The following is a 21217-nucleotide window of genomic DNA, read 5'->3' as shown; positions in this document are numbered from 1 at the left end:
GTCGTTCTGTGCCGACTCCCCCCAAGAAGCCGGAACCTGCAAGAACCCTTATCCGAAGCGGCCGGAGACGTAGTCTTCCGTGGCCTTCTGGCCAGGGTTGTTGAAGATGCTGGTGGTGTCGGCGAACTCGATCAGCTTGCCGGGCTTGCCGGTGCCTGCGATGTTGAAGAACGCGGTCTTGTCCGACACACGCGCCGCCTGCTGCATGTTGTGGGTCACGATCACCACGGTGTACTGGTCCTTGAGCTCGTTGATGAGGTCCTCAACGGCCAAGGTGGAGATGGGGTCCAGGGCGGAGCAGGGCTCATCCATCAGGATCACCTGGGGCTCAACCGCGATGGCGCGGGCGATGCACAGACGCTGCTGCTGACCACCGGAAAGGCCGGAGCCGGGCTTGTCCAGGCGGTCCTTGACCTCGTTCCACAGGTTGGCGCCCACCAAGGACTTCTCCACCAGGGCATCTGCAGCGCCCTTGGAGATCTTCTTGTTGTTCAGCTTCACGCCGGCCAGCACGTTGTCGCGGATGGACATCGTGGGGAACGGGTTGGGGCGCTGGAAGACCATGCCCACCTGGGTGCGGACGGTTACGGGGTCCACGCCGGGGCCGTAGAGGTTGTCGCCGTCCAGGAGGACCTCGCCCTCGACGCGGGCGCCGGGAAGGACCTCGTGCATGCGGTTCAGCGTGCGGAGGAAGGTGGACTTGCCGCAGCCGGACGGGCCGATGAAGGCTGTAACGGATTTGGCCTGGATGTTGATGTTGACGTCCTCGACGGCCAGGAAGTTGCCGTAGTAGACATTGAGGTCTTTGACGTCGATGCGCTTGGACATGGTGTTCCTTTGTTCCTTGGGGGTGTGGAAGTTTTGGATGAGGCCGCAGAAGGGCAGCCTACCGCCCCGTCTTGGGAGCGAACAGACGGGCGATGAGGCGGGCTCCGAGGTTCAGAAGCATCACCAGGATGATCAGCACCAACGCGGCGCCCCAGGCACGCTGGTCCGACGGCTCCGGGTTGGACGGCGATGTCGGGTTGAGGATCTGTGTGTAGATGAACGTAGGCAGCGAGGCCATCCAGCCACCGAACACGTTGTTGTTGATGGTGGTGGCGAATCCGGCGGTGACCAGGATCGGAGCGGTTTCACCGATAACGCGGGCGATCGCCAAGGTAACGCCGGACGCGATGCCGGAGATCGCCGTCGGGATGACCACTTTGGTGATGGTGCGCCACTTACGGACGCCCAGCGCGTAGGAAGCCTCGCGGAGCTCGTTCGGGACGATCTTCAGCATTTCCTCGCTGGAGCGAACCACAACAGGAATCATCAGGACGGAAAGCGCGACGGCGGCTACAGCACCGGTCTTGGTGCCGGGGCCAACAATGGCGAAGAAGAACGCTGCCGCGAAGAGGCCGGCCACGATCGACGGAATGCCGGTCATGACATCCACGAAGAACGTGATGGCGCGGGCCAGCGGACGGTCGTTGCCGTATTCCACCAGGTAGATGGAGGTGAGGAGGCCCACGGGAACGGAGATCACTGTGGCAAGGAGCGTGATCTGGAGGGTGCCCAGCAGTGCGTGGTAGATGCCGCCGAGGACCGGCGCGCCCTCCTCTACTGCCTTGTTGTCGAAGGCGCCGGTTACGCCATTCATGGACGTGCCCAGGAAGCCGGGGGTAATGAGCCCGGGGATGCCGTTGACCAGCACTGTGACGATGACCGAGATCAGCGGCAGCAGCGCAATCAGGAAGGCGCCGACCACCAAGCACGTGGCGAGCTTGTCCTTGGCTTTGCGGGCACCTTCAACGGCGCCGCTCCATGAGACCAGGCCCACGGCGAACAGAATGGCGGAGATGATGCCCCAGCCCAAGGCGTTGAAGCCGATGAGCGCCATGATGGCCGCGCCCACAACGAGTGCGACGGCCAAGACAATGTAGGGCGCGAACTTGGGCAGCTGGCCCTTGGTGAGCGCTGAGCGCTTGCGTACTACTGTGGCGGACATTTAGTTGGCTCCCGAGAATTCTTTGTGCCGGGTGATGATCCAGCGGGCGATCATGTTCACGCCCAGGGTGATGACGAACAGCACCAGGCCGGCCGCGATCAACGTGTTGACCTTGAGGCCGCTGGCTTCTGGGAAGTTCAAGGCAATTTCCGCAGCGATGGTCTGGTTGCCGGACTGGATGAGGCTGGCCGTCAGGACACCGGAGGAGAGCACCAGGGCAACGGCCATGGTCTCGCCGAGGGCCCGGCCGAGGCCCAGCATGATGGCGCTGATAATGCCAGGGCGGCCGAAGGGCAGAACAGCCATCTTGATCATTTCCCAGCGGGTGGCTCCCAACGCAAGCGCTGCTTCCTCGTGCAGCTTGGGGGTCTGCAGGAAGATTTCACGGGACAGGGAGGTGATGATGGGCAGGACCATGACGGACAGGACAATGCCGGCGGTCAGGATGGTCTTGCCGGTAGCGGAGGCCGGGCCTTCGAAGATGGGGATCCATCCGAGGTAGGTGGCCAGCCAGTCGTACGCCGGGGAGATTTCCTTGGCCAGGAAGGCAGCACCCCAGGCGCCGTAGACAACGGAGGGGATGGCAGCGAGCAGGTCCACTACGTAGCCGAGGCCCGATGCGAGCCGGCGGGGGGCGTAGTGCGAGATGAACAGTGCCACACCAATGGCCACGGGGGTGGCGATGACGAGTGCGATGATCGCGGCAATGAGGGTGCCCACCACGATTGGGGCGATGTAGGCGAAGAAGCCGTTCCCGCCCTGGATGTCTTCAGCAGGGGCGGTGAGCGCGGGGATTGCCTGCACCACGAGGAACAACGCGACTCCGAAGAGAACCGCGAGAATCAGGCACCCTGCGGCCATGGCGGCCCCGGAGAAAACCTTGTCCCCGGCGCGTCCTGCGCCTTGGGAGGTTGTCAGGGAGTTGGTGGTCACTTCACGTTCCTTCAGTCTGGAGTGAACTGGTCTTACATGGCTAAGTTCCCTGTCCCGCGCCAGCGGCTCTGCGGCCACGTCGCGCGGGACAGGGAACTTCAGTGTTCAGCCGGGTCAGCAAACCCGCCGGGAAACCTTAGGACTTGGCCTTGATGGTTTCGATAGCGGCCGTGGCCTTTTCCTGCAGCGTCTTGGACAGCGGCGCGGACTTGGCGGCGTCAGCAGCGGTCTTCTGTCCTTCGTCGGAAACGACGTAGCTTTCGAAGGCCTTGACCAGGTCAGCAACTTCCTTGGTCTCGTAGGTGGTGCAAACTACGTGGTACGAAACGAGGACTACGGGGTAGGCGCCCGATTCGGTGGTCTTGCGGTCCAGCTTGATGGCGACGTCGTTTGCGGCGCGGCCGTCAACGGGCTTGCCGGCTTCGACAGCCTTGGCAGCAGCTTCGGCGGAGATCTTGACGAATTCCTCGCCCACCTTGATGGAGGCGGTGCCCAGCTTGCCGGAAACGGCGGAGTCATCAGCGTAGGTCACGGCACCCGGGGTGTCGGTGACGGTCTTGACGACGCCGGAGGTGCCCTTGGCGTTTTCGCCGGCCAGGGTTGCGGGCCAGATGCCGGCAGCCTTGTCCGTCCAAACCTCGGGAGCAGCAGCTGCGAGGTAGTCGGTGAAGTTGGTGGTGGTGCCGGAGTCGTCAGAGCGGTTGACCGGGGTGACCTTGAGGTCCGGCAGGGTGACGCCTTCGTTGAGGGCGGCGATGGCGGGATCGTTCCAGTTGGCGATTTCGCCGCGGAAGATCTTGGCAACCGTGGCGGCGTCGAGCTTCAGTTCCTTGACGTCCGGAATGTTGAAGGCAACAGCGATCGGGGAGATGTACACCGGGATGTTGATGGCGCCGTCGGGGCCGCACTTGGCCTTGGAGCTCTCAAGCTCCTCGTCCTTCAGGTACGCGTCCGAGCCGGCGAACTGTGCCGAGCCGTCGATGATGGCCTTGCGGCCTGCGCCGGAACCGTCCGGGGAGTACTGCACAGTGGCACCGGAGTTGGCGGCAGAGAAGCCGGCCTTCCATGCGTCCATGGCTGCGCCGGTGGAGGAAGCGCCAATGCCGGTCAGGGTGCCGGTGACCTTGGGGCCGGACGCTGCCGACTGGGTACCAGCAGGCGTGTTCGTTGCGTTGTCTGAACCGCAAGCAGTGAGCGCGAGAGCGCCGGCTGCGATGACCGCGATTGCCGCGTTGCGGCCGAAGTGAGTTGCCTTCACTTGGATGTGCCCCTTCCAGGGATTCTTCGATGCGGGCCGAACGGAGATTTCGGCGTGCGCGAGCTGAGGACCTTTTGTTCCTTTACTGAAGGTAAGGAGCGCAGGTAACGGGATCTGCAGTGAAAGGTGAACAGAAGGTGAACGACGGCGGACCATTGGGTTATGTGGCGCGCGCCACCTTGAGCGGCACCCGGGATGCGGTTTGCGCCTTCGTCGGAACCCGGGCCGGGCAAATAGACTGGACGACATGGCTGCCGCGAAAGGATTTTCTGCAAGCAAGAGGTTCCTGCGTGCCAGAGTCCGGACGGGTTTGGTCCGCAGCCGGAATTCGTTGACGCCGGCCATCCAGATGACCGTGTGCGCCGTGGGTGCCTACGCTTTCGCCGAATATGTGCTGGGCCACCAGGGCCCACTGTTCGCGGCTACTTCCTCGTTGATTGCCCTTGGCTTTTCCCGTGATCCGCGCCTGCGCCGGGTGATCGAGGTGGGCCTCGGCTGCACCCTGGGCATCGTTGTTGGTGACCTGCTGCTCCACTGGCTGGGCGCTGGGATCTGGCAGGCCGCCGTCGTACTTCTTTTCTCCATCCTCCTTGCCAGGTTCCTGGACAGTGGAACCATTTTCACCACTCAACTGGGCCTGCAGTCCTTGCTGGTGGTGCTGCTGCCGGCACCGGCCGGTGGGCCCTTTACGCGCAGCCTGGACGCTGTAATCGGTGGCGTTTTTGCGCTGCTGGTGACCATCCTGGTGCCGAAAGACCCACGGCGGGAGCCCCGCAAGGATGTCCAGAAGATCCTGCATGAACTCGCCGAAGTGCTGCGCGAATGCGGCAAGGCCCTGACCGAAAGCGATTCCACCATCGCCTGGCATGCCCTGATCCGCGGCCGCAACTGCCAGCCTTTGGTGGACCGGATGCGGCAGACGCTGCGCGCCTCGGGCGAAGTGGCAACCCTGGCTCCCGCGCACCGGAGGCACCGCGACGAACTGGCCGGCCTGGAGCACTCCCTGGAGTACATCGACCTGGCTCTGCGTAACAGCCGGGTGTTTGCGCGGCGGCTCACCAGCGCCATCAACCATGCCGCGCTGTCCGATGAAGCGATCGACAGTATTTCCGAAGTCCTGCAGGAAACCGCCGCCGCGATCGACGAGATGACCATCGGATTGTCGGAGCAAAGCGAAGGGACGCGGCGGGTTCATCTGCGCCGCGCCCGGAACGACCTCTCGGATATCGCCGCGCGCCTGCACCCCAAGATGCTGGATGTCCAAAGGCTCGAAGGCGAAACCGTGGTGATGCTGTTCCGTCCCCTCATGGTGGACCTGCTGGAAGCGAGCGGCATGGAACCGGAAGAAGCCCGCGCGGTGCTTCCGGCACTGTAGCCTCCGCCGAGGAAGAATGAACCGATGACCCCTGCCTTTTCCGTGCACTTCCGGGCTGCACCGGCGCTCAAGCTCCCGCAGCGGCCCTTGTTCCTGTGGGCAGGCATTTTGCTGGTGGCCGGGGACGCCATCTTCTGGCTCATGTTCGCCGCCGTGCTGTCCGAGACCGGGCTTGCCACTGTAGACGGCGCGGTCCACAGCTTCATGGTTGATTCGCGCAACCCCTTGCTCACCGCCCTCCTTACGGCAGTCACCACCGTGACCTCACCCTTGTGGATCACCATCATTGGTGTGGCGGTGGCCGCAGTATGGACGGTATGGAAGAAGGAACTCTGGCGGCCGGCTGTCCTGTTGGGCGCCATGGCGTTTGCCGCCATCCTGTCCGCGGTGGTGAAACAGGATGTGGGGCGCTCCGGTCCGCCGTCGTCCGATGTTCTCCTGGGCCCCGACGACGCACTGTCATTCCCCTCCGGCCACACGCTCGGCGCCGGGATCTTCGCGCTTGTCCTCAATTACCTGCTCGTCTCGCGTTCCGGCTCACGTGCGACGGCGGTCCTCGCCTTCTGCGGTGCCGCTCTCTTGACGCTGTTGGTTGCCTGCAGCCGGATCTACCTTGGCTACCACTGGCTCACGGACGTGGTCGCGTCCCTTGGGCTTGCGCTTGGGGTGACGGGCATTGCGGTGTTTGTGGACGCGGCCCGTCACGGCGGCCGGCGCGGCTAATACTGTCAGTCCCCGCCACTACGCTTGAACCCATGGCTTCCAAGACGTCCCGCGCATCAAAAACACCCGCCTACAAGTGTGCCGAATGCGGCTGGACCGCCATCAAATGGGTGGGCCGCTGCGGCGAGTGCCAGGCGTGGGGAACCGTTGAGGAGTACGGCGCCACGGTAGCGCGCACGACGGCGGCCGCTACAGTTTTGGCGCCGGCCCGCCGTATCGCTGAGGTGGATGGCACCACCGCAGCCTTCCTGCCCACGGGCGTGGATGAGCTGGACCGTGTCCTCGGAGGAGGGCTCGTGCCGGGTGCCGTCATTCTGCTCGCTGGGGAACCCGGCGTCGGGAAGTCCACGCTGCTGTTGGACGTCGCGGCGAAGTTCGCGCGCACCGGCCAGGACGTCCTCTACATCACCGGAGAAGAGTCTGCGGCGCAGGTCAAGCTCCGCGCGGAGCGGATCGACGCTGTAGCGCACACCCTTTATCTTTCTGCCGAAACTGATCTTGGGCAGGCACTGGGACAGGTGGAGAAGCTTGAGCCCAAGCTGCTGATCGTTGACTCCGTGCAGACCTTGAGCAGTGCCGACGTGGAGGGCAGCGCCGGCGGAGTTTCGCAGGTGCGTGAAGTTGCTGCGTCGATCATTGCCGCAGCCAAGCGGCGCAACATGACCACGTTGTTGGTAGGCCACGTGACCAAGGAAGGCACCATCGCCGGGCCGCGGCTGCTGGAACACCTGGTGGACGTCGTGTGCCAGTTCGAAGGCGAGCGCCATTCGCGCCTGCGCCTGCTCCGGGCTGTGAAGAACCGCTATGGCGCCACGGACGACGTCGGCTGCTTTGACCTGAACGAGGCCGGCATCGAGGGATTGGCTGATCCCAGCGGGCTGTTCGTTTCGCGGACCCGTGAGCCCGTTTCAGGCACCTGTATAACGGTGACCATGGAGGGTCGCCGGCCGCTGCTGGCAGAGGTTCAATCCCTTCTTGCCGAGAGCGCCAATTCGCAACCACGCCGTGCCACCAGCGGCCTGGAGAGCTCACGCGTTGCCATGCTTCTGGCGGTCCTGCAGCAGCGTGCCGGCTGCATGCTGCACAAGGACGATTCCTACGTGGCAACGGTGGGCGGTGTGAAGCTCACGGAACCGGCAACTGACCTCGCTGTTGCCCTGGCCGTAGCGTCGGCCAAGGCCCGGAAGGCTCTCCCCCAGCGTCTGATTGCCTTCGGCGAGGTGGGCCTGGCTGGTGAAGTCCGCCCTGTTCCCGGTATCAACCAGCGCATCCAGGAAGCACACCGGCTCGGGTTCACGCACGCTATTGTTCCGGCCAGCCCTGCGGGTGCCGGTGTGATTCCGGACGGCTTCTCGGTGCGGGAGGTTGGCCATCTTGCCGAGGCACTGGAATTGCTGATCACGTAGACATTCCGGGGTGTCGGGGCCGTTCGGGGCATACGGTCGGCAAGGATGGGAAGCATGACCAAACGGAATGTGCTTATTGGGGGACGCTTTTTCTTTGGGCTTTTGACGTTGGTGGCGGTGGGAACCCAGCTGACGGTCCATTTGGGCATGGGCTATGACCTCTGGAACTTCTTCAGCTATTTCACCAACCTGTCCAACATCTTCGCCGCACTGGTGCTGCTGATCAGCGGATACCGGGTGCTGATCCGGAAGCGGCCTACAGAAGCTGACGATGTCACTCGCGGCACTGCCACCATCGCCATGGCCGTGGTGGGCCTGGTTTTTGGTGCTTTGCTGGCCGGTGAGGACCTCGGCTCGCTGTTGCCGTGGGTCAACTTTGTGGTCCATTACTTGATCCCCGTGGTGATGGTGGCTGATTGGCTCTTCCAACCGCCCCGGGCAACTCTGCAGCTCAAACACGTTTGGTACTGGCTGCTCTACCCCGTTGGCTACCTGGTCTACAGCCTGGTCCGTGGCGCCCTGGTGAACTGGTACCCCTACTGGTTCATCGACCCGGCCCGAGCCGGCGGTTGGGGCGGTGTGGTGGTGTTCGCACTCGCCATCTCCGTTGGCTTCCTGGTGGTGAGCCTGGCGATGCTGTGGCTGGGTAACAAACTCAAGCGCCAGGTGGATTACTAGGCACTTTCCGCTGCGAGCGCCGACTCAGAGGCTTCTCCACGACGGTTTGCCTCGCCATACCGGCTGATGAGCTCGCTGCTGGCATCCCTCACCGCCTGAATCTTTTGCCTGAGGCCGGCCAGGATCATCACCGTATCGGCCGTAGTGGACGCCGAGTCCATTGCGATCAGCCCGTCCGCGCGGAGGTTGATCAGTGACTCGACCAGCCGAAAGGCGGTGTCGCCCAGGCCCGGGTCTGCGTCGGAGAGCGCCGTCAGCTCCCGTCCCAAGTCTCCGTAAATGGTCCGGAGTTCCTGCCGTGCTGCCATGAATGGTTGGAAAACTTCCGCCCTGGCCTCCGGCAGGTGGTAGAGCACCCCGAGGTTCCAACGGGAAGTGCAGAGCTGCAAGCCGTCGAACAGGACCACTGCGTGCAGTCGTGCCGCGGGATCCAACTCCTGCCCGGTTTCTTCGGAACCGTCTTTCACAGCGCGGGCGAACGCCAGGCTGGTGGACACTGTCCCGCCGAGGAGTTCGCCCAGGATCTCGTCCTTGGTGGAGAAGTGGTGATACAGCGACGATTGCCGGATTCCGACGGCGTCGGCAATGGCCCGTGTGGACGTATTGGCGAATCCTTGGCTGGTAAAGAGTTCGGCTGCGGCATCCAGGATTTCGTCGCGTGCAGTGGCTCCCGGGCGTACAGCTTGCTGCTTGCGGGGGCGTCCCGGTCCGGTTGTAGTCACACCTCATTCTTGCATCGCCGCAACACCAAAGAGCCTGTTCACGGCGTACTGCCGGAGTGGTGAGATTTCCTTTACACGCTTGAAATGAGCGGTAACCAAGGCTTTACATTGCCGAAACGCCATGGGGACACCCCGCTGGAAAACTATCAAGTGACCGATATTCCGGACAGGCAGTCAAAACCTCTCCGGGCTGGTTCCACATCCCGTTCCAGACACGGAGAAACCCGATGACTTCAACCCTTTCGACGGCGACCCACCGCACCGACGATGCAGACCTGACAGCACTTGGCTACGAGCCCACGCTGCACCGCAAGCTGGGCCGCTACGCGTCGTTCGCCGCAGGTTTTTCGTTCGTCTCCATCCTCACCACCATCTTCCAGCTCTTCGCCTTCGGCTACTCCTTTGCCGGCCCGGCCTTCTTTTGGACGTGGCCCGTGGTCTTGGTCGGCCAACTTCTGGTAGCCCTGAACTTCGCTGAGCTCGCCGCCAGATACCCGTTGTCCGGTGCTGTCTACCAGTGGTCGCGCCGTATGGGCGGCGAAGTGGTGGGCTGGTTCGCCGGCTGGTTCATGTCCATCGCCCAGGTCATCACTGCTGCCGCAGCAGCCATTGCGCTCCAAGTGGTACTCCCCCAGCTGTGGGTCGGATTTCAGCTGGTGGGAGGCGACCCCACACTGACATCTCCCACGGGCGCAGCCAATGCAGTAATCCTCGGTGCCGTCCTCCTGGTGATCACCACCGTGATCAACTGCCTTGGCGTGAAGCTCATGTCCCATGTGAACTCCATCGGCGTCACCTGTGAGATTGTGGGCGTCGCCGCAGTAATCCTTGCCCTGTTCTCAGCGGCGCAGCGTGGCCCGGGTGTGGTAGCCGACGTCAGTGTGGTCACTACCTCGGACCTTGGTGCCGTGGGTGCCTTCCTGGTCTCCGGTTTGATGGCCGCGTATGTGATGGTCGGCTTCAACTCCGCCGGCGAACTCTCGGAGGAAACCAGGAACCCCCGCAAGACCGCACCGCGCACCATCCTCTCGGCGCTGATCATCTCAGGCGTTGGCGGCGGACTCATGATTATCGCGGCACTGATGGCAGCGCCAAGCCTCGACGACGGCAGGCTCGCCACCGAGGGACTCCCCTACGTGCTGACAGCCGTGTTGGGTACGTTCTGGGGCAAGGTGCTGCTGGTGGACGTGGCAATCGCCATCTTTGTCTGCACCCTGGCCATCCAAACGGCCGGTTCACGCCTGGTGTTCTCCATGGCCCGCGACGGCAAGCTGCCAGCCTCGGCCCGGCTCTCGAAGGTCCACCCCAAGCGCGGGACCCCCATGTGGCCTTCCATCGCGATCGGCGCCCTGGCTGTGGGCATCCTCGCCATCAACATCGGCAACTCCGCGCTCTTCACCACCCTCTGCAGCGTGTGCATCGTGATGGTGTACCTGGCGTACCTGATGGTCACTGTCCCGCAACTGCTCAGCCGCTTCCGGGGTGACTGGGACCAGGTGGGCCAGACCATGCCGGCCGGACTCTTCTCACTGGGCCGGTGGGGCTTGCCAGTCAACATCCTGGCCGTGCTCTACGGCGCCCTGATGGTCATCAACCTCTCCTGGCCCCGCCCCGAGGTGTACGACCCCTCCGGCGAACACGGGATCCTGCTCTTCTCCGCTCCCATCATGGTGGGCGCCGTCCTGCTCCTGGGCCTCTGGGTCCGCAGGAACATCCGGGTTCGGGAGAACAAGGCCGCAATCGCCGCGGAATCCACCAACGCCGCCTGACCCCGCCAGCACCAGACCGTCCAGAACCAGCACCAGTACAGAAATGACTTCCATGACCCAGACTCTTGAAACACACACCTCTGAAAACGGCACAGCCACAACTGCCGGCGCCAAACTGCACGCACGGGCCCAGCACGGGCGCACGGCCGAGACCATGATCCATGTCCCGCCGGCTACGGCCCCGACACGTTTGATCGAGGGCCTCCCGGCGGAGGCAAAGGACTCCCTGACGTGGGCGGAGACACTTTCCTTCGGCCGCTACACCCATCTGGAACTGGTCCGCGGGACGCGCATCAGGATCACAGACCTCGACGGCGATGCCTGCATTCACGCTGTCCTCATCCGGAGTGGTGCCCAGCACGAACGGATTAACGTCGCGGATACGGTCAAAGTCCCCTGGCAGGCCTACATGACCACAGGCCACCCGCTTCTCTCCGACGCCGGCCGTCTCATGGCCACCGTAGTGGCCGATTCCTCAGGTCAGCATGATGCCCTCACCGGCACCACCCACCTGGCCGGAAACACCGCCAAGTACGGTGCCGGATCAGCTCACAGCCTGTCACCGGCCGGCCGTGAATTGCTGACCCTGGGCGGCATGAAGCATGGCATCAGCCAGAAAGAACTCCCTCCGTCGGTGTCGTTCTTCAAGGGCGTCACCGTGGAGCGGGACGGCAGCATCACGTTCGCCGGCAGCGCCGGTGCCGGAGCCGCCGTCGAACTTCTCCTCCACATGGACGCAGTGCTGGTACTGGCCAATACCGCCCACCCGCTGGACCCGCGTCCGGAATTCACGGGAAGCGCCGTGGACATCGTGGCCTGGCAGGCTCCGCAGGACCTTGAAGCCCTCAAAAGCGGAACCCTCAACGTAGACCTGGGCCCAGAGGGACGTCTGGCCCTCCACAACACCGAACTCGACTACAACGCAAGGACCTCCGCATGAACGCCATCGCAGAAATGAGCCCCGCACTGGTCGCTGGCCGGGTCGTAGTGGACGAGCTGGTGGAAGCCCGTGGTCCGTGGTCCGCCGTGATTGCTGCCGGCGACGTGCTCACCATTGTGGACCTCGACGGCAACCAAGCCGTTGACTGCATTCTCTACGCGGCCCAGAACACGAGTACGCGTTACTCCGCCGCCGTGACCATCGCGAGCCAGGGCTCGATCTTCCTCACCACTGGCTCAGTTCTCCGCGCCGACAGCGGCCAGGAACTCATGACGGTGGTGGCGGACGAGGTTGGCCTCCACGACACCATCGGCGGCGCCTGCTCCCAGGAATCCAACACACTCCGCTACGGCCAACACACCCATGAACAGCATGCGTGCGTGGAGAACTTCCTCATTGAAGGTGCCAAGTGGGACCTCGGCAAGAAGGACCTCGTGTCCAACATCAACTGGTTCATGAACGTGCCGGTGGATCCCGACGGCGCCCTGGGCATCGTGGACGGGCTGTCCGCACCCGGAAAGCGTGTGGCCCTCCGCGCCGAGGTGGACACACTGGTGCTGGTGTCCAACTGCCCCCAAATCAATAACCCCTGCAACGGCTTCAACCCCACGCCGGTGCGCATGATCGTCACACGTCCGGAGGACCGCTCATGAACCACTTCGACACCCTGCTCATTGCCAACCGTGGCGAGATCGCCTGCCGGATCATCGAATCCGCCCGCAAGGCCGGGCTGCGCACGGTGGCCGTCTTCTCCGAAGCTGACCGAGGTGCCAAGCATGTGAAGCTCGCTGACGAGGCTGTCCTGCTGGGACCTGCACCCGCCAAGGAGTCGTATCTCAAGGTTGACGCCATCCTCAAGGCGGCGGCTGCCACCGGGGCCGGCGCCATTCATCCCGGCTACGGATTCCTGTCCGAGGACGCGGCCTTCGCCGAAGCCGTGGAGGCAGCCGGTTTGGTCTTTGTGGGGCCCACCCCGGAACAGCTCCGGATCTTCGGCACCAAGCACACCGCCCGTGATGCCGCCCAACGCGCCGGCGTTCCCATGATCGCGGGATCCGGCCTCTTGGAGGACCTGGACGAAGCCGTCGCAGCAGCGGAGATCATCGGCTACCCACTCATGCTCAAGGCAACCGGGGGTGGCGGTGGCATCGGCATGGCCGTCTGCCGCGACGAAGCCGAACTCCGCGACAACTACTCCCGGGTTGCGCGCCTGGCCAGCTCCAGCTTTGGAACGGCGGGCGTCTTCGCTGAACGCTACATCGAACACGCCCGCCACGTGGAAGTCCAGGTGTTCGGCGACGGTGCGGGCCGCGTGGTGAGCCTTGGAGACCGTGACTGCTCGCTGCAGCGCCGACACCAGAAAGTACTTGAGGAGGCACCCGCACCTGATCTCCCCGAGGCTTTGCGGGAGGAACTGCACCGCAGCTCCCGCGCGCTCTGCGCATCCGTGGGCTACCGCTCCGCGGGGACAGTGGAGTTCGTCTACGACCCCGTCCGCCAGGAGGCATCTTTCCTGGAAGTCAACGCCCGGCTGCAGGTGGAGCACCCCGTCACGGAAGCCATCACCGGCGTTGACTTGGTGGAGTGGATGCTGAACCTTGCCCGGAATGAGCCGGTGCTTGATGGCGTGCCGGACAGTGTGCCCGTTGCAGGTCATGCCGTGGAAGCCCGTATCTACGCAGAAGACCCGGCCCGCAACTTCCAGCCCAGCGCCGGAACGGTCACCAACGCGCAGTACCCGGCCTCCGACGTCGTGCGCATTGACGCCTGGGTGGAGACCGGCAGCGAAGTCTCCACCAGTTACGATCCCCTGCTGGGCAAGGTCATCACGTCCGGTTCAACCCGCGACGCCGCCTTCGACGCACTGGCTGCCGCGTTGGCGGAAACCCGCATTGATGGCATCGAGACCAACCTGGGCATGCTGCGTGCCGTGGCCGGGATGGATGTGGTCCGTGCCGCGCAGCATTCCACCGGAACCCTGAACACCGTGGGCGATCCGGAACCGCGGATCACCGTTGAACGGCCGGGCCTCCAGACCAGCGTGCAGGATTGGCCGGGCAGGACCGGGCTCTGGCAGATCGGAGTGCCGCCGAGTGGACCCATGGATGATTTGTCGTTCCGGCTGGGCAACACCGCGCTGGGCAATCCGGAGGGGGCATCTGGCCTGGAATTCACCATGGCCGGCCCTGCGCTCCGTTTCACTCACGCCACCACCGTGTGCGTCACCGGCGCGGACGTCACGGTAACAGTCGACGGCAAGCCAGCCGCTGCGTGGGAGCCCATCACTGTCCCGGAGAACGGCCTCCTGGACGTCGGATCAGCCGACGGATCCGGGCTGAGGGGATACATCCTGTTCGAAGGTGGGCTTGATGTTCCCCGGTATCTGGGCAGCGCATCAACCTTCACTTTGGGCCAGTTCGGCGGCCATGGCGGCCGCGTCCTGCGGGCCGGCGATGTGCTCCGCACCGTCACCGGGCACCTCCCCGAGACCGTTCCCGGCCCGGTTCCCGTGGAGAGCCGCCCGGCCCTCACCACGGAATGGGAGCTGAAGGTAGTGGAGGGGCCACACGGTGCACCGGAATTCTTCCAACGCGAAGACATCGAGGAGCTGTACGCCGCCGAATACGAGGTCCACTTCAACTCCGCCCGAACCGGCGTCCGCCTGATCGGCCCCAAACCGCGCTGGGCACGCAATGACGGCGGAGAGGCCGGACTTCACCCCTCCAACATCCACGACACCGCCTATTCGGTAGGTGCCTTGGACTTCACCGGCGACACCCCCATTCTCCTGGGCCCTGATGGTCCCAGCCTGGGCGGTTTCGTCTGCCCCGTCACCGTAGTAACCGGCGAGCGCTGGAAGCTGGGCCAACTCCGTCCGGGCGATAAGGTCCGCTTTGTGCCCATCCGCTCGGCTGAGGCGCCTTCCATTAACGAACTTGGCGCTGCGAGGCAGCTGATTCTGCCGGGTAGCTCCGGTTTCACCATGGGCACCGGCTCGGCTTCCGGCGCCGCATCAGGCATGGCATCAGGCACGGCCGAGTTGCTCCGCGGAGACGGCGACGACGGCGTGCTGGGCCGGGTGCCCGAAGGCGACGGACGGCCTGCTGTCACCTACCGCCGCTCCGGTGACGACAACCTTTTGGTGGAGTACGGAGACATGGTGCTGGATCTTGGCCTCCGCGCCCGTGTCCACGCCCTGCACCAGGAACTCGAGCGTCTCGCAGTCCGGGGCATCGTGGATCTGACGCCAGGTATCCGTTCCCTGCAGATCAAAGCCGATCCCTCCGTCCTTCCCACGTCAAAGCTGTTGGGCCTGGTGCAGGAAATAGAGGCCGCACTCCCTGCAAGCTCGGAGCTGGTGGTGCCCAGCCGCAGCGTTCGCCTGCCCTTGTCCTGGGACGATCCCGCTACCCGTGAGGCAATCGAGCGCTACATGGCCGGTGTCCGCGACGACGCCCCGTGGTGCCCGTGGAACATCGAGTTCATCCGGCGCATCAACGGTTTGGACTCCGTCAACGATGTCTTCGATACCGTGTTCAACGCGGAGTACCTCGTCCTGGGACTGGGTGATGTGTACCTAGGAGCACCGGTGGCAACACCGTTGGATCCGCGGCACAGGCTGGTGACCACCAAGTACAACCCTGCCCGCACTTGGACGCCGGAGAACGCCGTGGGCATCGGCGGAGCCTACATGTGCATTTACGGCATGGAAGGTCCCGGTGGATACCAGTTCGTGGGACGTACCACCCAGGTTTGGTCGCGCTACGCGGATTCGGCGCCGTTTGAGCCGGGTTCGCCTTGGCTGCTCCGGTTCTTCGACCGTATTTCCTGGTACCCCGTCAGTCCCGAGGAACTGTTGGACCTCCGCGCCGACATGGCTGCTGGCCGTGGCCGTGGTGTGGAGATCCAGGACGGCACGTTCTCACTTGCAGAACATGAGGAATTCCTGGAACGCAACAGCGTCTCCATCGCGGAATTCCGCGAGACCCAGTCGGCGGCTTTCGCCGTGGAGCGCCAGGCCTGGGAAGACGCCGGCGAGTTCGATCGTGCCGAGCAGGCCGTTTCGCTGGCCCCGCCGGCCGACGACGTTGTTGTTCCCGACGGCGGCACCCTGGTGACGTCGCCGTTCGCGGCAAGCGTCTGGAAAGTGGACGTGGAACCCGGAGACCTGGTGGTGGCCGGCCAATCGCTGGTTTCCCTTGAGGCGATGAAGATGGAGACGGTCATCCAGGCTCCGGTGGATGGTCTGGTCCAACAGGTCCTGCCCGCTGCCGGTGCTCAAGTGGTGGCTGGTGAGGCGCTGGTGGTCCTGGAACCAGTGGACGTCCGGGAACCCGCACTCGTCTTGGAGGGAAGCGCATCATGACCAGTCCCACCGGAACCACAGTTGCTCGGGTACTTTCGGCGCTCGAGGCGATTGACGCCGTCGACCGTCCCGAAATCTGGATCCACCTGCGCGGGCGGGACGAACTGCTCGCGGAGGCGGCCCGGATTGATGCCGCCGTGGCGGCCGGTGGGGACCTGCCGCTAGCCGGTCTCCTGCTCGCCGTGAAGAACAACGTGGATGTTGCCGGTATAACCACGACGGCGGCCTGCCCCGGCTTTGGTGACGTACCCGCCCGGGATGCGGTGCCGGTCGCCCGGCTGCGCGCTGCGGGCGCTCTGGTGCTCGGGGCCACCAATCTGGACCAGTTCGCCACGGGCCTGGTGGGTACCCGCAGCCCGTATGGTGCTGTCCGTGATTCGAGGCGTCCCGAGAGGATCTCGGGAGGCTCCAGTTCGGGATCTGCCGTGGCGGTGGCGTTGGGCCTTGTGGACCTTGCCATCGGCACGGACACCGCGGGTTCGGGTAGGATTCCCGCTGCGCTGCAGGGAATCGTGGGGATCAAACCGACCTTGGGCGTTGTGTCCACCGAAGGTGTGGTCCCGGCATGCCGTTCCTGGGATACCGCCACGATCTTCGCCCGCGATCTCGCCACTGCCGAGCTCGCCATGGGCATCATGGCCGGGCATTGCCGCACCTGGCCCACCGACGTGAAAGTTGCGGCACCGTCCACCCCTCGGGTGGCCTATCCCGCTGCTCTACCGGCGCTCCCGGCACCGTGGGCGTCGGAATTCCAGGCGCAGGTTGAGCGGCTGCGGTCCACAGGAGTGGTAGCGGAACCCATCGACCTGGACGTCTTCCTCCAGGCAGCCCGGCTGCTGTACGACGGCGGATTGGTTGCCGAACGCTACGCCGCCGTCGGCAGCTTCATTGATTCGGCGACGTTGGGCGGGGTAGGTGCTTCGGACGGGGCAGGCCAGTCCGGCGGCGTGCCCGCAGCACTGGACCCCACAGTCGCCGGCATCATCAGCGCCGCAGGCCAGGTTCCCGCACACCGGTACGTCGCGGACACCGCGGCGTTGGAGCAACTCAAGCGCCAAGCCATGGAGCGCCTGGACGGATTCGACGCCTTGGTTGTCCCCACGGCACCGTTCCATCCGACGTTGGCAGAGGTGTCGGCCGATCCGGTGGGGGTCAACTCCCGAATGGGCACCTATACCAATTTCTGCAACCTCTTCGATCTCAGCGCTGTTGCCGTACCGGCGGGCACCGTCACCGAAACAGACGGCGTTGAAACAGGCAGTACCTCCCAGTTCGGCCTGACGGTGGTTGCCCGGACCTTCGAGGACGGGGTGGCTGCGGATATCGCGCGTCGGATCGAGCTCATCCCGGAGCTGCCGGAACTGTTCGCCGCGGGTGCCGCGGCAGGGCCCGCAGCCGCCCAGTCCTCGGCTCCCAAGGTCCCGTGGCCCGTTGCTGCGGGAGCCGTCGTCGTTCCCCTCGCAGTGGTGGGGGCGCATCGGAAGGGGCAGCCGCTGGCGGCGGAGCTCGAAGGGCGTGGAGCCTTCTGGGACGGCCCGGTGACCACCGCGGCGCAGTACCGGATGGTGGCTTTGGAGACCACTCCGCCCAAGCCCGGAGTGGTTCGTTCGGCGCGCGGAGCCGGGCTGGTTGCTGAGAGATGGCTGCTGTCTGAGGCTGCGCTCGGGTCCTTCCTGGCCGAGCTGCCCGAACCCATGTTGCTGGGGTCCATCACGCTGGACGATGGCAGCAGAGCGGTGGGTTTTGCCTGCGACGCTGTGGCCGCGGCAGAGGGACGGGACATTACCGAGTACCACGATTGGATTAAATACCTGGAGGAAAACGCTGCTGCAGCAGGAAGCAACGGCTTGTGGCGCGAGGCCGGTGGCGCTTTGCTGACCGGGCTTGGGCGGGGCCAGCACTAGCTGGCAGGCGGCTGGTTGGGGGAAATAGGGTTTCCGCCAATCAGCCGCCAAACCACTTTGCGGGCACCGCCGAACATCACGAAATGACCCACTTTGGGGCTTGCTGGTGCGGTTAACGGTCCCCGGAAGCCCTATCATTGTGCTTGTCGTCATTGGGGCATTTTTTGTGAGTGCCCACTGACGCCGGATTCAGCTTGTCTGTGAGCCGAGGCTTGCACCTTCGAAGGGAAAACCTATGGCCCGGAGCCCGGAAGAGTCGCTTAAGGCGACCCTGGCCAGAGTCGCACCCGGAACCCCGTTGCGAGATGGCCTGGAACGCATCCTCCGCGGACGGACCGGAGCCCTGATTGTCTTGGGCTACGACCGCACCATCGACTCCATCTGTTCCGGCGGGTTCGATATCGGCATCGATTTCTCCCCCACGCGCCTGCGTGAGCTGGCCAAAATGGACGGCGCCATTATCTGCGACAAGGACGCCAGCAACATTGTCCGCGCCGCAGTCCAACTGGTCCCGGATTCGAGCATTGAAACCCAGGAATCGGGCACCAGGCACCGCACCGCTGAGCGGGTGGCCATCCAGACCGGCGTTCCCGTGATCTCCGTCAGCCAGTCGATGCAGATCATCGCGCTGTACGTGAACGGTTTGCGCCACGTGCTGGAGGGCTCCGAAAAGGTCCTCGCCCGCGCCAACCAGGCCCTGGCAACGTTGGAACGGTACAGCGCCAGGCTGGACCAGGTCACCAGTTCCCTCTCCGCCCTGGAAATCGAGGCCCTGGTCACTGTCAGGGACGTTGCCGTCACCTTGCAGCGGCAGGAAATGGTCCGTCGCATCTCGGAGGAAATCGCCCAGTACGTCCTGGAACTGGGCGAAGACGGCCGTCTGCTATCCCTCCAGGTGGAGGAACTGACCATGGGCCGCGGGCCGGGCAGCGACGTCATCATCCGCGACTACTCGGATCCCGACGCCACGCCTGAGGAGATCGAGGAAGCCGTCCAGGCACTCCTGAACCTGGGCCCCACCGAACTGATCGATCTCAGCCGCATCGCGCACATCATCGGTTTCGCCGGCGGTGTTGAGCAGTTGGACGCAGTGGTCCAGCCGCGCGGCTACCGGCTCCTTTCGGGCCTCAAGTCAGTGCCTAAAGCCGTGGCCGACCGCTTGGTGGACTACTTCGGCGGGCTCCAGAACCTGATGGCAGCCACCATTGATGACCTGATGACCGTGGACGGCATCGGCGATCAGCGCGCCCGCACAGTGCGCGAGGGCCTGAGCCGCATGGCCGAGGCCAGCCTGCTGGACCGGTTCCTCTAAGCCGCCTGCCGCCGTCGAACGCCGGCTCAGCCGGAACTTAGTTCAGCTGGAAGACAGCCTTGGGGCTGGCTTTGTTTCCCAGCCGCGCCTCGAAGGTGTAGTACGCGCCGCCGCCACCCGGCTTCGCGTTGATCGCGCCACAGCCTTCCAGTGTCCTGTTGCGCTGCCACGGGAAGTTCGCGGTTTCGCTCTTGCCGGGCTGGATGGTTTTGATGAGGTCTTCGCCGCCGGTCTGGCAGTCCTTGGAGGAGAAGATGCGGTCCGCGCCGCTCATCACCAGATACTCCATTTGGGAGGTTCCCACGTTGACCTCGCACGGAGCGTTGCCTCCGTTGGTGATGGTCATGGTGAGCAGCGGCTTTTCTTCCGCACCGTAGGCTGGCTTGTCGGTCTTGGCCGCGACAGTCATGAGGTTGAAGTCGCACACAGGCGTCGGCGAAGCAGACGGCGACGGTGTCCCTGACGGCGCACTTCCCTGCGTCGGCGCCTGCGAGGCTTCCGGGGTGCTGGCGGCTTGGGGCTCATTCTTTCCGGCGAGCGCACCCGTAAGGGCCACCGCGCCTCCCACCAGTAAGGCGATCACCAGCAGCAGGGCGCCAAAAACAACCTGACGACGACGGCGGTACACGGCAGGGCTTGGTCGCCGCCTCTTCGTCGGGGTACCGCGGCCTGTTGTCCCGCTCCGGGATGAGCCACGGGCAGCACCCTTCGCCGGCGCTGAAGAGCGCGCGGTCGACTGCTGCTTACCGTTGGTGGCCATGGTTCTAGGCTAGGCTCGTGGTCCTCGGGGCCCTAACCTACACGCCGCAGGGCCCTAATCCGGGACTGTGTGACGTCGGCCATGGCCCGGGGTTCCATTACAGTGGAGGGCAGTATGACTCTTCCCGACGCCCACCAACTGACCGCGCTCCACAGCGCCTTGGATCAGTGGTTTGCCGATGCCGCCCGGGATCTTCCGTGGCGCGAGCCGGACTGCAGCGCCTGGGGAATCCTGGTCAGCGAAGTCATGCTCCAGCAGACTCCCGTGGTTCGGGTTCTGCCCGTGTGGCGGGACTGGATGGACCGCTGGCCTACCCCGGGCCACCTTGCCGGCGAGCCGTCGGGCGAAGCCGTCCGCCATTGGGGCCGACTCGGATACCCACGCCGCGCCCTGCGACTGCACGCGGCCGCCGTCGCCATCCGTGAGCAGCACGGCGGCAACGTTCCTGACACGTACTCAGAACTTTTGGGTTTGCCTGGCGTGGGGAGTTACACGGCTGCCGCCGTCGCCGCCTTCGCTTTTGGTCGACGCGAAACCGTGGTGGACACCAACATCAGGCGGGTCCACGCACGCCTTATTTCCGGGAACGCACTTCCTGCGCCGGCGCTGACCGCAGGCGAAATGCGGTTGGCCGAGGCCCTCCTTCCCGTCGAACAGGAACTGTCCGTGCGCTGGAACGCGTCCGTCATGGAACTGGGAGCCATGGTGTGCACGGCCCGCAGCCCCAAGTGCGCGGACTGTCCTGTCCGCTCAAGCTGCGCCTGGCTCGCCGCGGGTGAGCCGCCGCCGTCGTACACGCCCAAGGGCCAGTCCTGGCACGGCACCGACCGCCAGGTCCGCGGTGCCGTGATGGCCGTCCTCCGCGAGGCCGCCACCCCCGTCCCGCGCCAGATGTTCGAGCAGGCGCCGGCGGATCTCGGATTCGCGCCGTCGGGCATCGGGATCCCCCTCGCTGCGTTGCACCGGCTCAACTCGGCGCCGGAGCAACTTGAGCGCGCACTGGATGGCCTGTTGGTGGACGGCTTGGCAGAGATGCACGACGGCGGGTTGCGGCTTCCGGCCTAACGTAAAAGGAACGCGT

17 protein-coding genes are annotated in these 21217 nt (G+C 64.7%); 11 read left to right on the top strand and 6 right to left on the bottom strand.

Annotation, left to right across the window (positions count from 1 at the left end; translation table 11 throughout):
- Nucleotides 1–48 precede the first annotated feature (48 nt).
- The 4 genes from pstB to pstS form a co-directional block, all read right to left on the bottom strand.
- The gene (gene pstB / locus AYX22_RS01425; protein WP_011772968.1) at nucleotides 49–828 is read right to left on the bottom strand and encodes a phosphate ABC transporter ATP-binding protein PstB; all 780 of its coding nucleotides are present in this window, start codon (nucleotides 826–828) and stop codon (nucleotides 49–51) included.
- 58 nt (nucleotides 829–886) lie between these two features.
- Nucleotides 887–1990 carry a phosphate ABC transporter permease PstA gene (pstA, locus tag AYX22_RS01420; RefSeq protein ID WP_207595773.1) on the bottom strand — a complete coding sequence of 368 codons (1104 nt, stop codon included), beginning with the start codon at nucleotides 1988–1990 and terminating at the stop codon, nucleotides 887–889.
- A complete protein-coding gene (pstC, locus tag AYX22_RS01415; protein WP_089593240.1) occupies nucleotides 1991–2923 on the bottom strand; it encodes a phosphate ABC transporter permease subunit PstC in 933 nt (310 codons plus the stop codon).
- A gap of 136 nt (nucleotides 2924–3059) precedes the next feature.
- The gene (pstS, locus tag AYX22_RS01410; protein WP_207595772.1) at nucleotides 3060–4181 is read right to left on the bottom strand and encodes a phosphate ABC transporter substrate-binding protein PstS; all 1122 of its coding nucleotides are present in this window, start codon (nucleotides 4179–4181) and stop codon (nucleotides 3060–3062) included.
- Nucleotides 4182–4428: 247 nt separating this feature from the next.
- Here pstS and AYX22_RS01405 point away from each other — a divergent pair, with 247 nt between their 5' ends.
- From AYX22_RS01405 to AYX22_RS01390, 4 genes are read left to right on the top strand one after another with little or no spacing between them, the layout of a single operon-like run.
- Nucleotides 4429–5556 (top strand): FUSC family protein, encoded by a 1128-nt coding sequence (locus AYX22_RS01405; RefSeq protein WP_089593238.1) that lies wholly within the window; start codon nucleotides 4429–4431, stop codon nucleotides 5554–5556.
- Nucleotides 5557–5580: 24 nt separating this feature from the next.
- On the top strand, nucleotides 5581–6279 hold the full coding sequence (locus AYX22_RS01400; RefSeq protein WP_207595771.1) for a phosphatase PAP2 family protein: 699 nt from the start codon (nucleotides 5581–5583) through the stop codon (nucleotides 6277–6279).
- Between the two features lie 32 nt (nucleotides 6280–6311).
- Nucleotides 6312–7685: a DNA repair protein RadA gene (radA, locus tag AYX22_RS01395; protein WP_207595770.1), complete on the top strand. Its 1374-nt coding sequence runs from the start codon at nucleotides 6312–6314 to the stop codon at nucleotides 7683–7685.
- A gap of 54 nt (nucleotides 7686–7739) precedes the next feature.
- Complete coding sequence (locus AYX22_RS01390) at nucleotides 7740–8363, top strand: Pr6Pr family membrane protein (protein WP_207595769.1); 624 nt, start codon at nucleotides 7740–7742, stop codon at nucleotides 8361–8363.
- Here AYX22_RS01390 and AYX22_RS01385 read toward each other — a convergent pair.
- Nucleotides 8360–9085 (bottom strand): TetR/AcrR family transcriptional regulator, encoded by a 726-nt coding sequence (locus AYX22_RS01385; RefSeq protein WP_207595768.1) that lies wholly within the window; start codon nucleotides 9083–9085, stop codon nucleotides 8360–8362. The two genes, AYX22_RS01390 and AYX22_RS01385, sit on opposite strands and share 4 nt — an antisense overlap.
- A 227-nt stretch (nucleotides 9086–9312) precedes the next feature.
- On the opposite strand from AYX22_RS01385, the gene AYX22_RS01380 reads away from it, so the two are divergent.
- The 6 genes from AYX22_RS01380 (at nucleotide 9313) to disA (ending at nucleotide 19376) form a co-directional block, all read left to right on the top strand.
- Entirely contained in the window at nucleotides 9313–10854 is a 1542-nt protein-coding gene (locus tag AYX22_RS01380) for an amino acid permease (RefSeq protein WP_207595767.1), read from the top strand.
- A gap of 52 nt (nucleotides 10855–10906) precedes the next feature.
- The gene (locus tag AYX22_RS01375) at nucleotides 10907–11794 is read left to right on the top strand and encodes an urea amidolyase associated protein UAAP1 (protein ID WP_207595766.1); all 888 of its coding nucleotides are present in this window, start codon (nucleotides 10907–10909) and stop codon (nucleotides 11792–11794) included.
- Entirely contained in the window at nucleotides 11791–12447 is a 657-nt protein-coding gene (locus tag AYX22_RS01370) for an urea amidolyase associated protein UAAP2 (RefSeq protein WP_207595765.1), read from the top strand. Before AYX22_RS01375 ends, AYX22_RS01370 begins: the two co-directional genes overlap by 4 nt.
- Nucleotides 12444–16160, top strand: coding sequence for an urea carboxylase (gene uca / locus AYX22_RS01365; RefSeq protein WP_207595764.1), 3717 nt, complete (start codon nucleotides 12444–12446; stop codon nucleotides 16158–16160). The genes AYX22_RS01370 and uca overlap by 4 nt, the downstream gene beginning before the upstream one ends.
- The gene (atzF, locus tag AYX22_RS01360) at nucleotides 16157–18064 is read left to right on the top strand and encodes an allophanate hydrolase (RefSeq protein WP_207595763.1); all 1908 of its coding nucleotides are present in this window, start codon (nucleotides 16157–16159) and stop codon (nucleotides 18062–18064) included. The genes uca and atzF overlap by 4 nt, the downstream gene beginning before the upstream one ends.
- A 235-nt stretch (nucleotides 18065–18299) precedes the next feature.
- Nucleotides 18300–19376, top strand: a complete 1077-nt coding sequence (gene disA / locus AYX22_RS01355) for a DNA integrity scanning diadenylate cyclase DisA (protein ID WP_024819020.1) — start codon at nucleotides 18300–18302, stop codon at nucleotides 19374–19376.
- 37 nt (nucleotides 19377–19413) lie between these two features.
- Here disA and AYX22_RS01350 read toward each other — a convergent pair whose 3' ends face one another.
- Nucleotides 19414–20136 (bottom strand): hypothetical protein, encoded by a 723-nt coding sequence (locus AYX22_RS01350; protein WP_207595762.1) that lies wholly within the window; start codon nucleotides 20134–20136, stop codon nucleotides 19414–19416.
- 114 nt (nucleotides 20137–20250) lie between these two features.
- Here AYX22_RS01350 and AYX22_RS01345 point away from each other — a divergent pair, with 114 nt between their 5' ends.
- Nucleotides 20251–21201, top strand: a complete 951-nt coding sequence (locus tag AYX22_RS01345; RefSeq protein WP_207595761.1) for an A/G-specific adenine glycosylase — start codon at nucleotides 20251–20253, stop codon at nucleotides 21199–21201.
- Nucleotides 21202–21217: the final 16 nt, after the last annotated feature.

Origin of the sequence: Arthrobacter sp. D5-1 (assembly GCF_017357425.1) — a bacterium.
Classification (GTDB): domain Bacteria; phylum Actinomycetota; class Actinomycetes; order Actinomycetales; family Micrococcaceae; genus Arthrobacter.
Note: the sequence above shows the minus strand (reverse complement) of the source record. Positions and strands in the feature narration are given on the sequence as shown.

Coding starts and splice junctions, on each gene's coding strand:
- AYX22_RS01400 (WP_207595771.1), top strand. CDS start 5,581: ATGACCCCTGCCTTTTCCGTGCACTTCCGGGCTGCACCGGCGCTCAAG.
- radA (WP_207595770.1), top strand. CDS start 6,312: ATGGCTTCCAAGACGTCCCGCGCATCAAAAACACCCGCCTACAAGTGT.
- disA (WP_024819020.1), top strand. CDS start 18,300: ATGGCCCGGAGCCCGGAAGAGTCGCTTAAGGCGACCCTGGCCAGAGTC.
- uca (WP_207595764.1), top strand. CDS start 12,444: ATGAACCACTTCGACACCCTGCTCATTGCCAACCGTGGCGAGATCGCC.
- AYX22_RS01390 (WP_207595769.1), top strand. CDS start 7,740: ATGACCAAACGGAATGTGCTTATTGGGGGACGCTTTTTCTTTGGGCTT.
- AYX22_RS01370 (WP_207595765.1), top strand. CDS start 11,791: ATGAACGCCATCGCAGAAATGAGCCCCGCACTGGTCGCTGGCCGGGTC.
- AYX22_RS01350 (WP_207595762.1), bottom strand. CDS start 20,136: ATGGCCACCAACGGTAAGCAGCAGTCGACCGCGCGCTCTTCAGCGCCG.
- pstA (WP_207595773.1), bottom strand. CDS start 1,990: ATGTCCGCCACAGTAGTACGCAAGCGCTCAGCGCTCACCAAGGGCCAG.
- AYX22_RS01345 (WP_207595761.1), top strand. CDS start 20,251: ATGACTCTTCCCGACGCCCACCAACTGACCGCGCTCCACAGCGCCTTG.
- AYX22_RS01375 (WP_207595766.1), top strand. CDS start 10,907: ATGACCCAGACTCTTGAAACACACACCTCTGAAAACGGCACAGCCACA.
- pstB (WP_011772968.1), bottom strand. CDS start 828: ATGTCCAAGCGCATCGACGTCAAAGACCTCAATGTCTACTACGGCAAC.
- atzF (WP_207595763.1), top strand. CDS start 16,157: ATGACCAGTCCCACCGGAACCACAGTTGCTCGGGTACTTTCGGCGCTC.
- AYX22_RS01405 (WP_089593238.1), top strand. CDS start 4,429: ATGGCTGCCGCGAAAGGATTTTCTGCAAGCAAGAGGTTCCTGCGTGCC.
- AYX22_RS01380 (WP_207595767.1), top strand. CDS start 9,313: ATGACTTCAACCCTTTCGACGGCGACCCACCGCACCGACGATGCAGAC.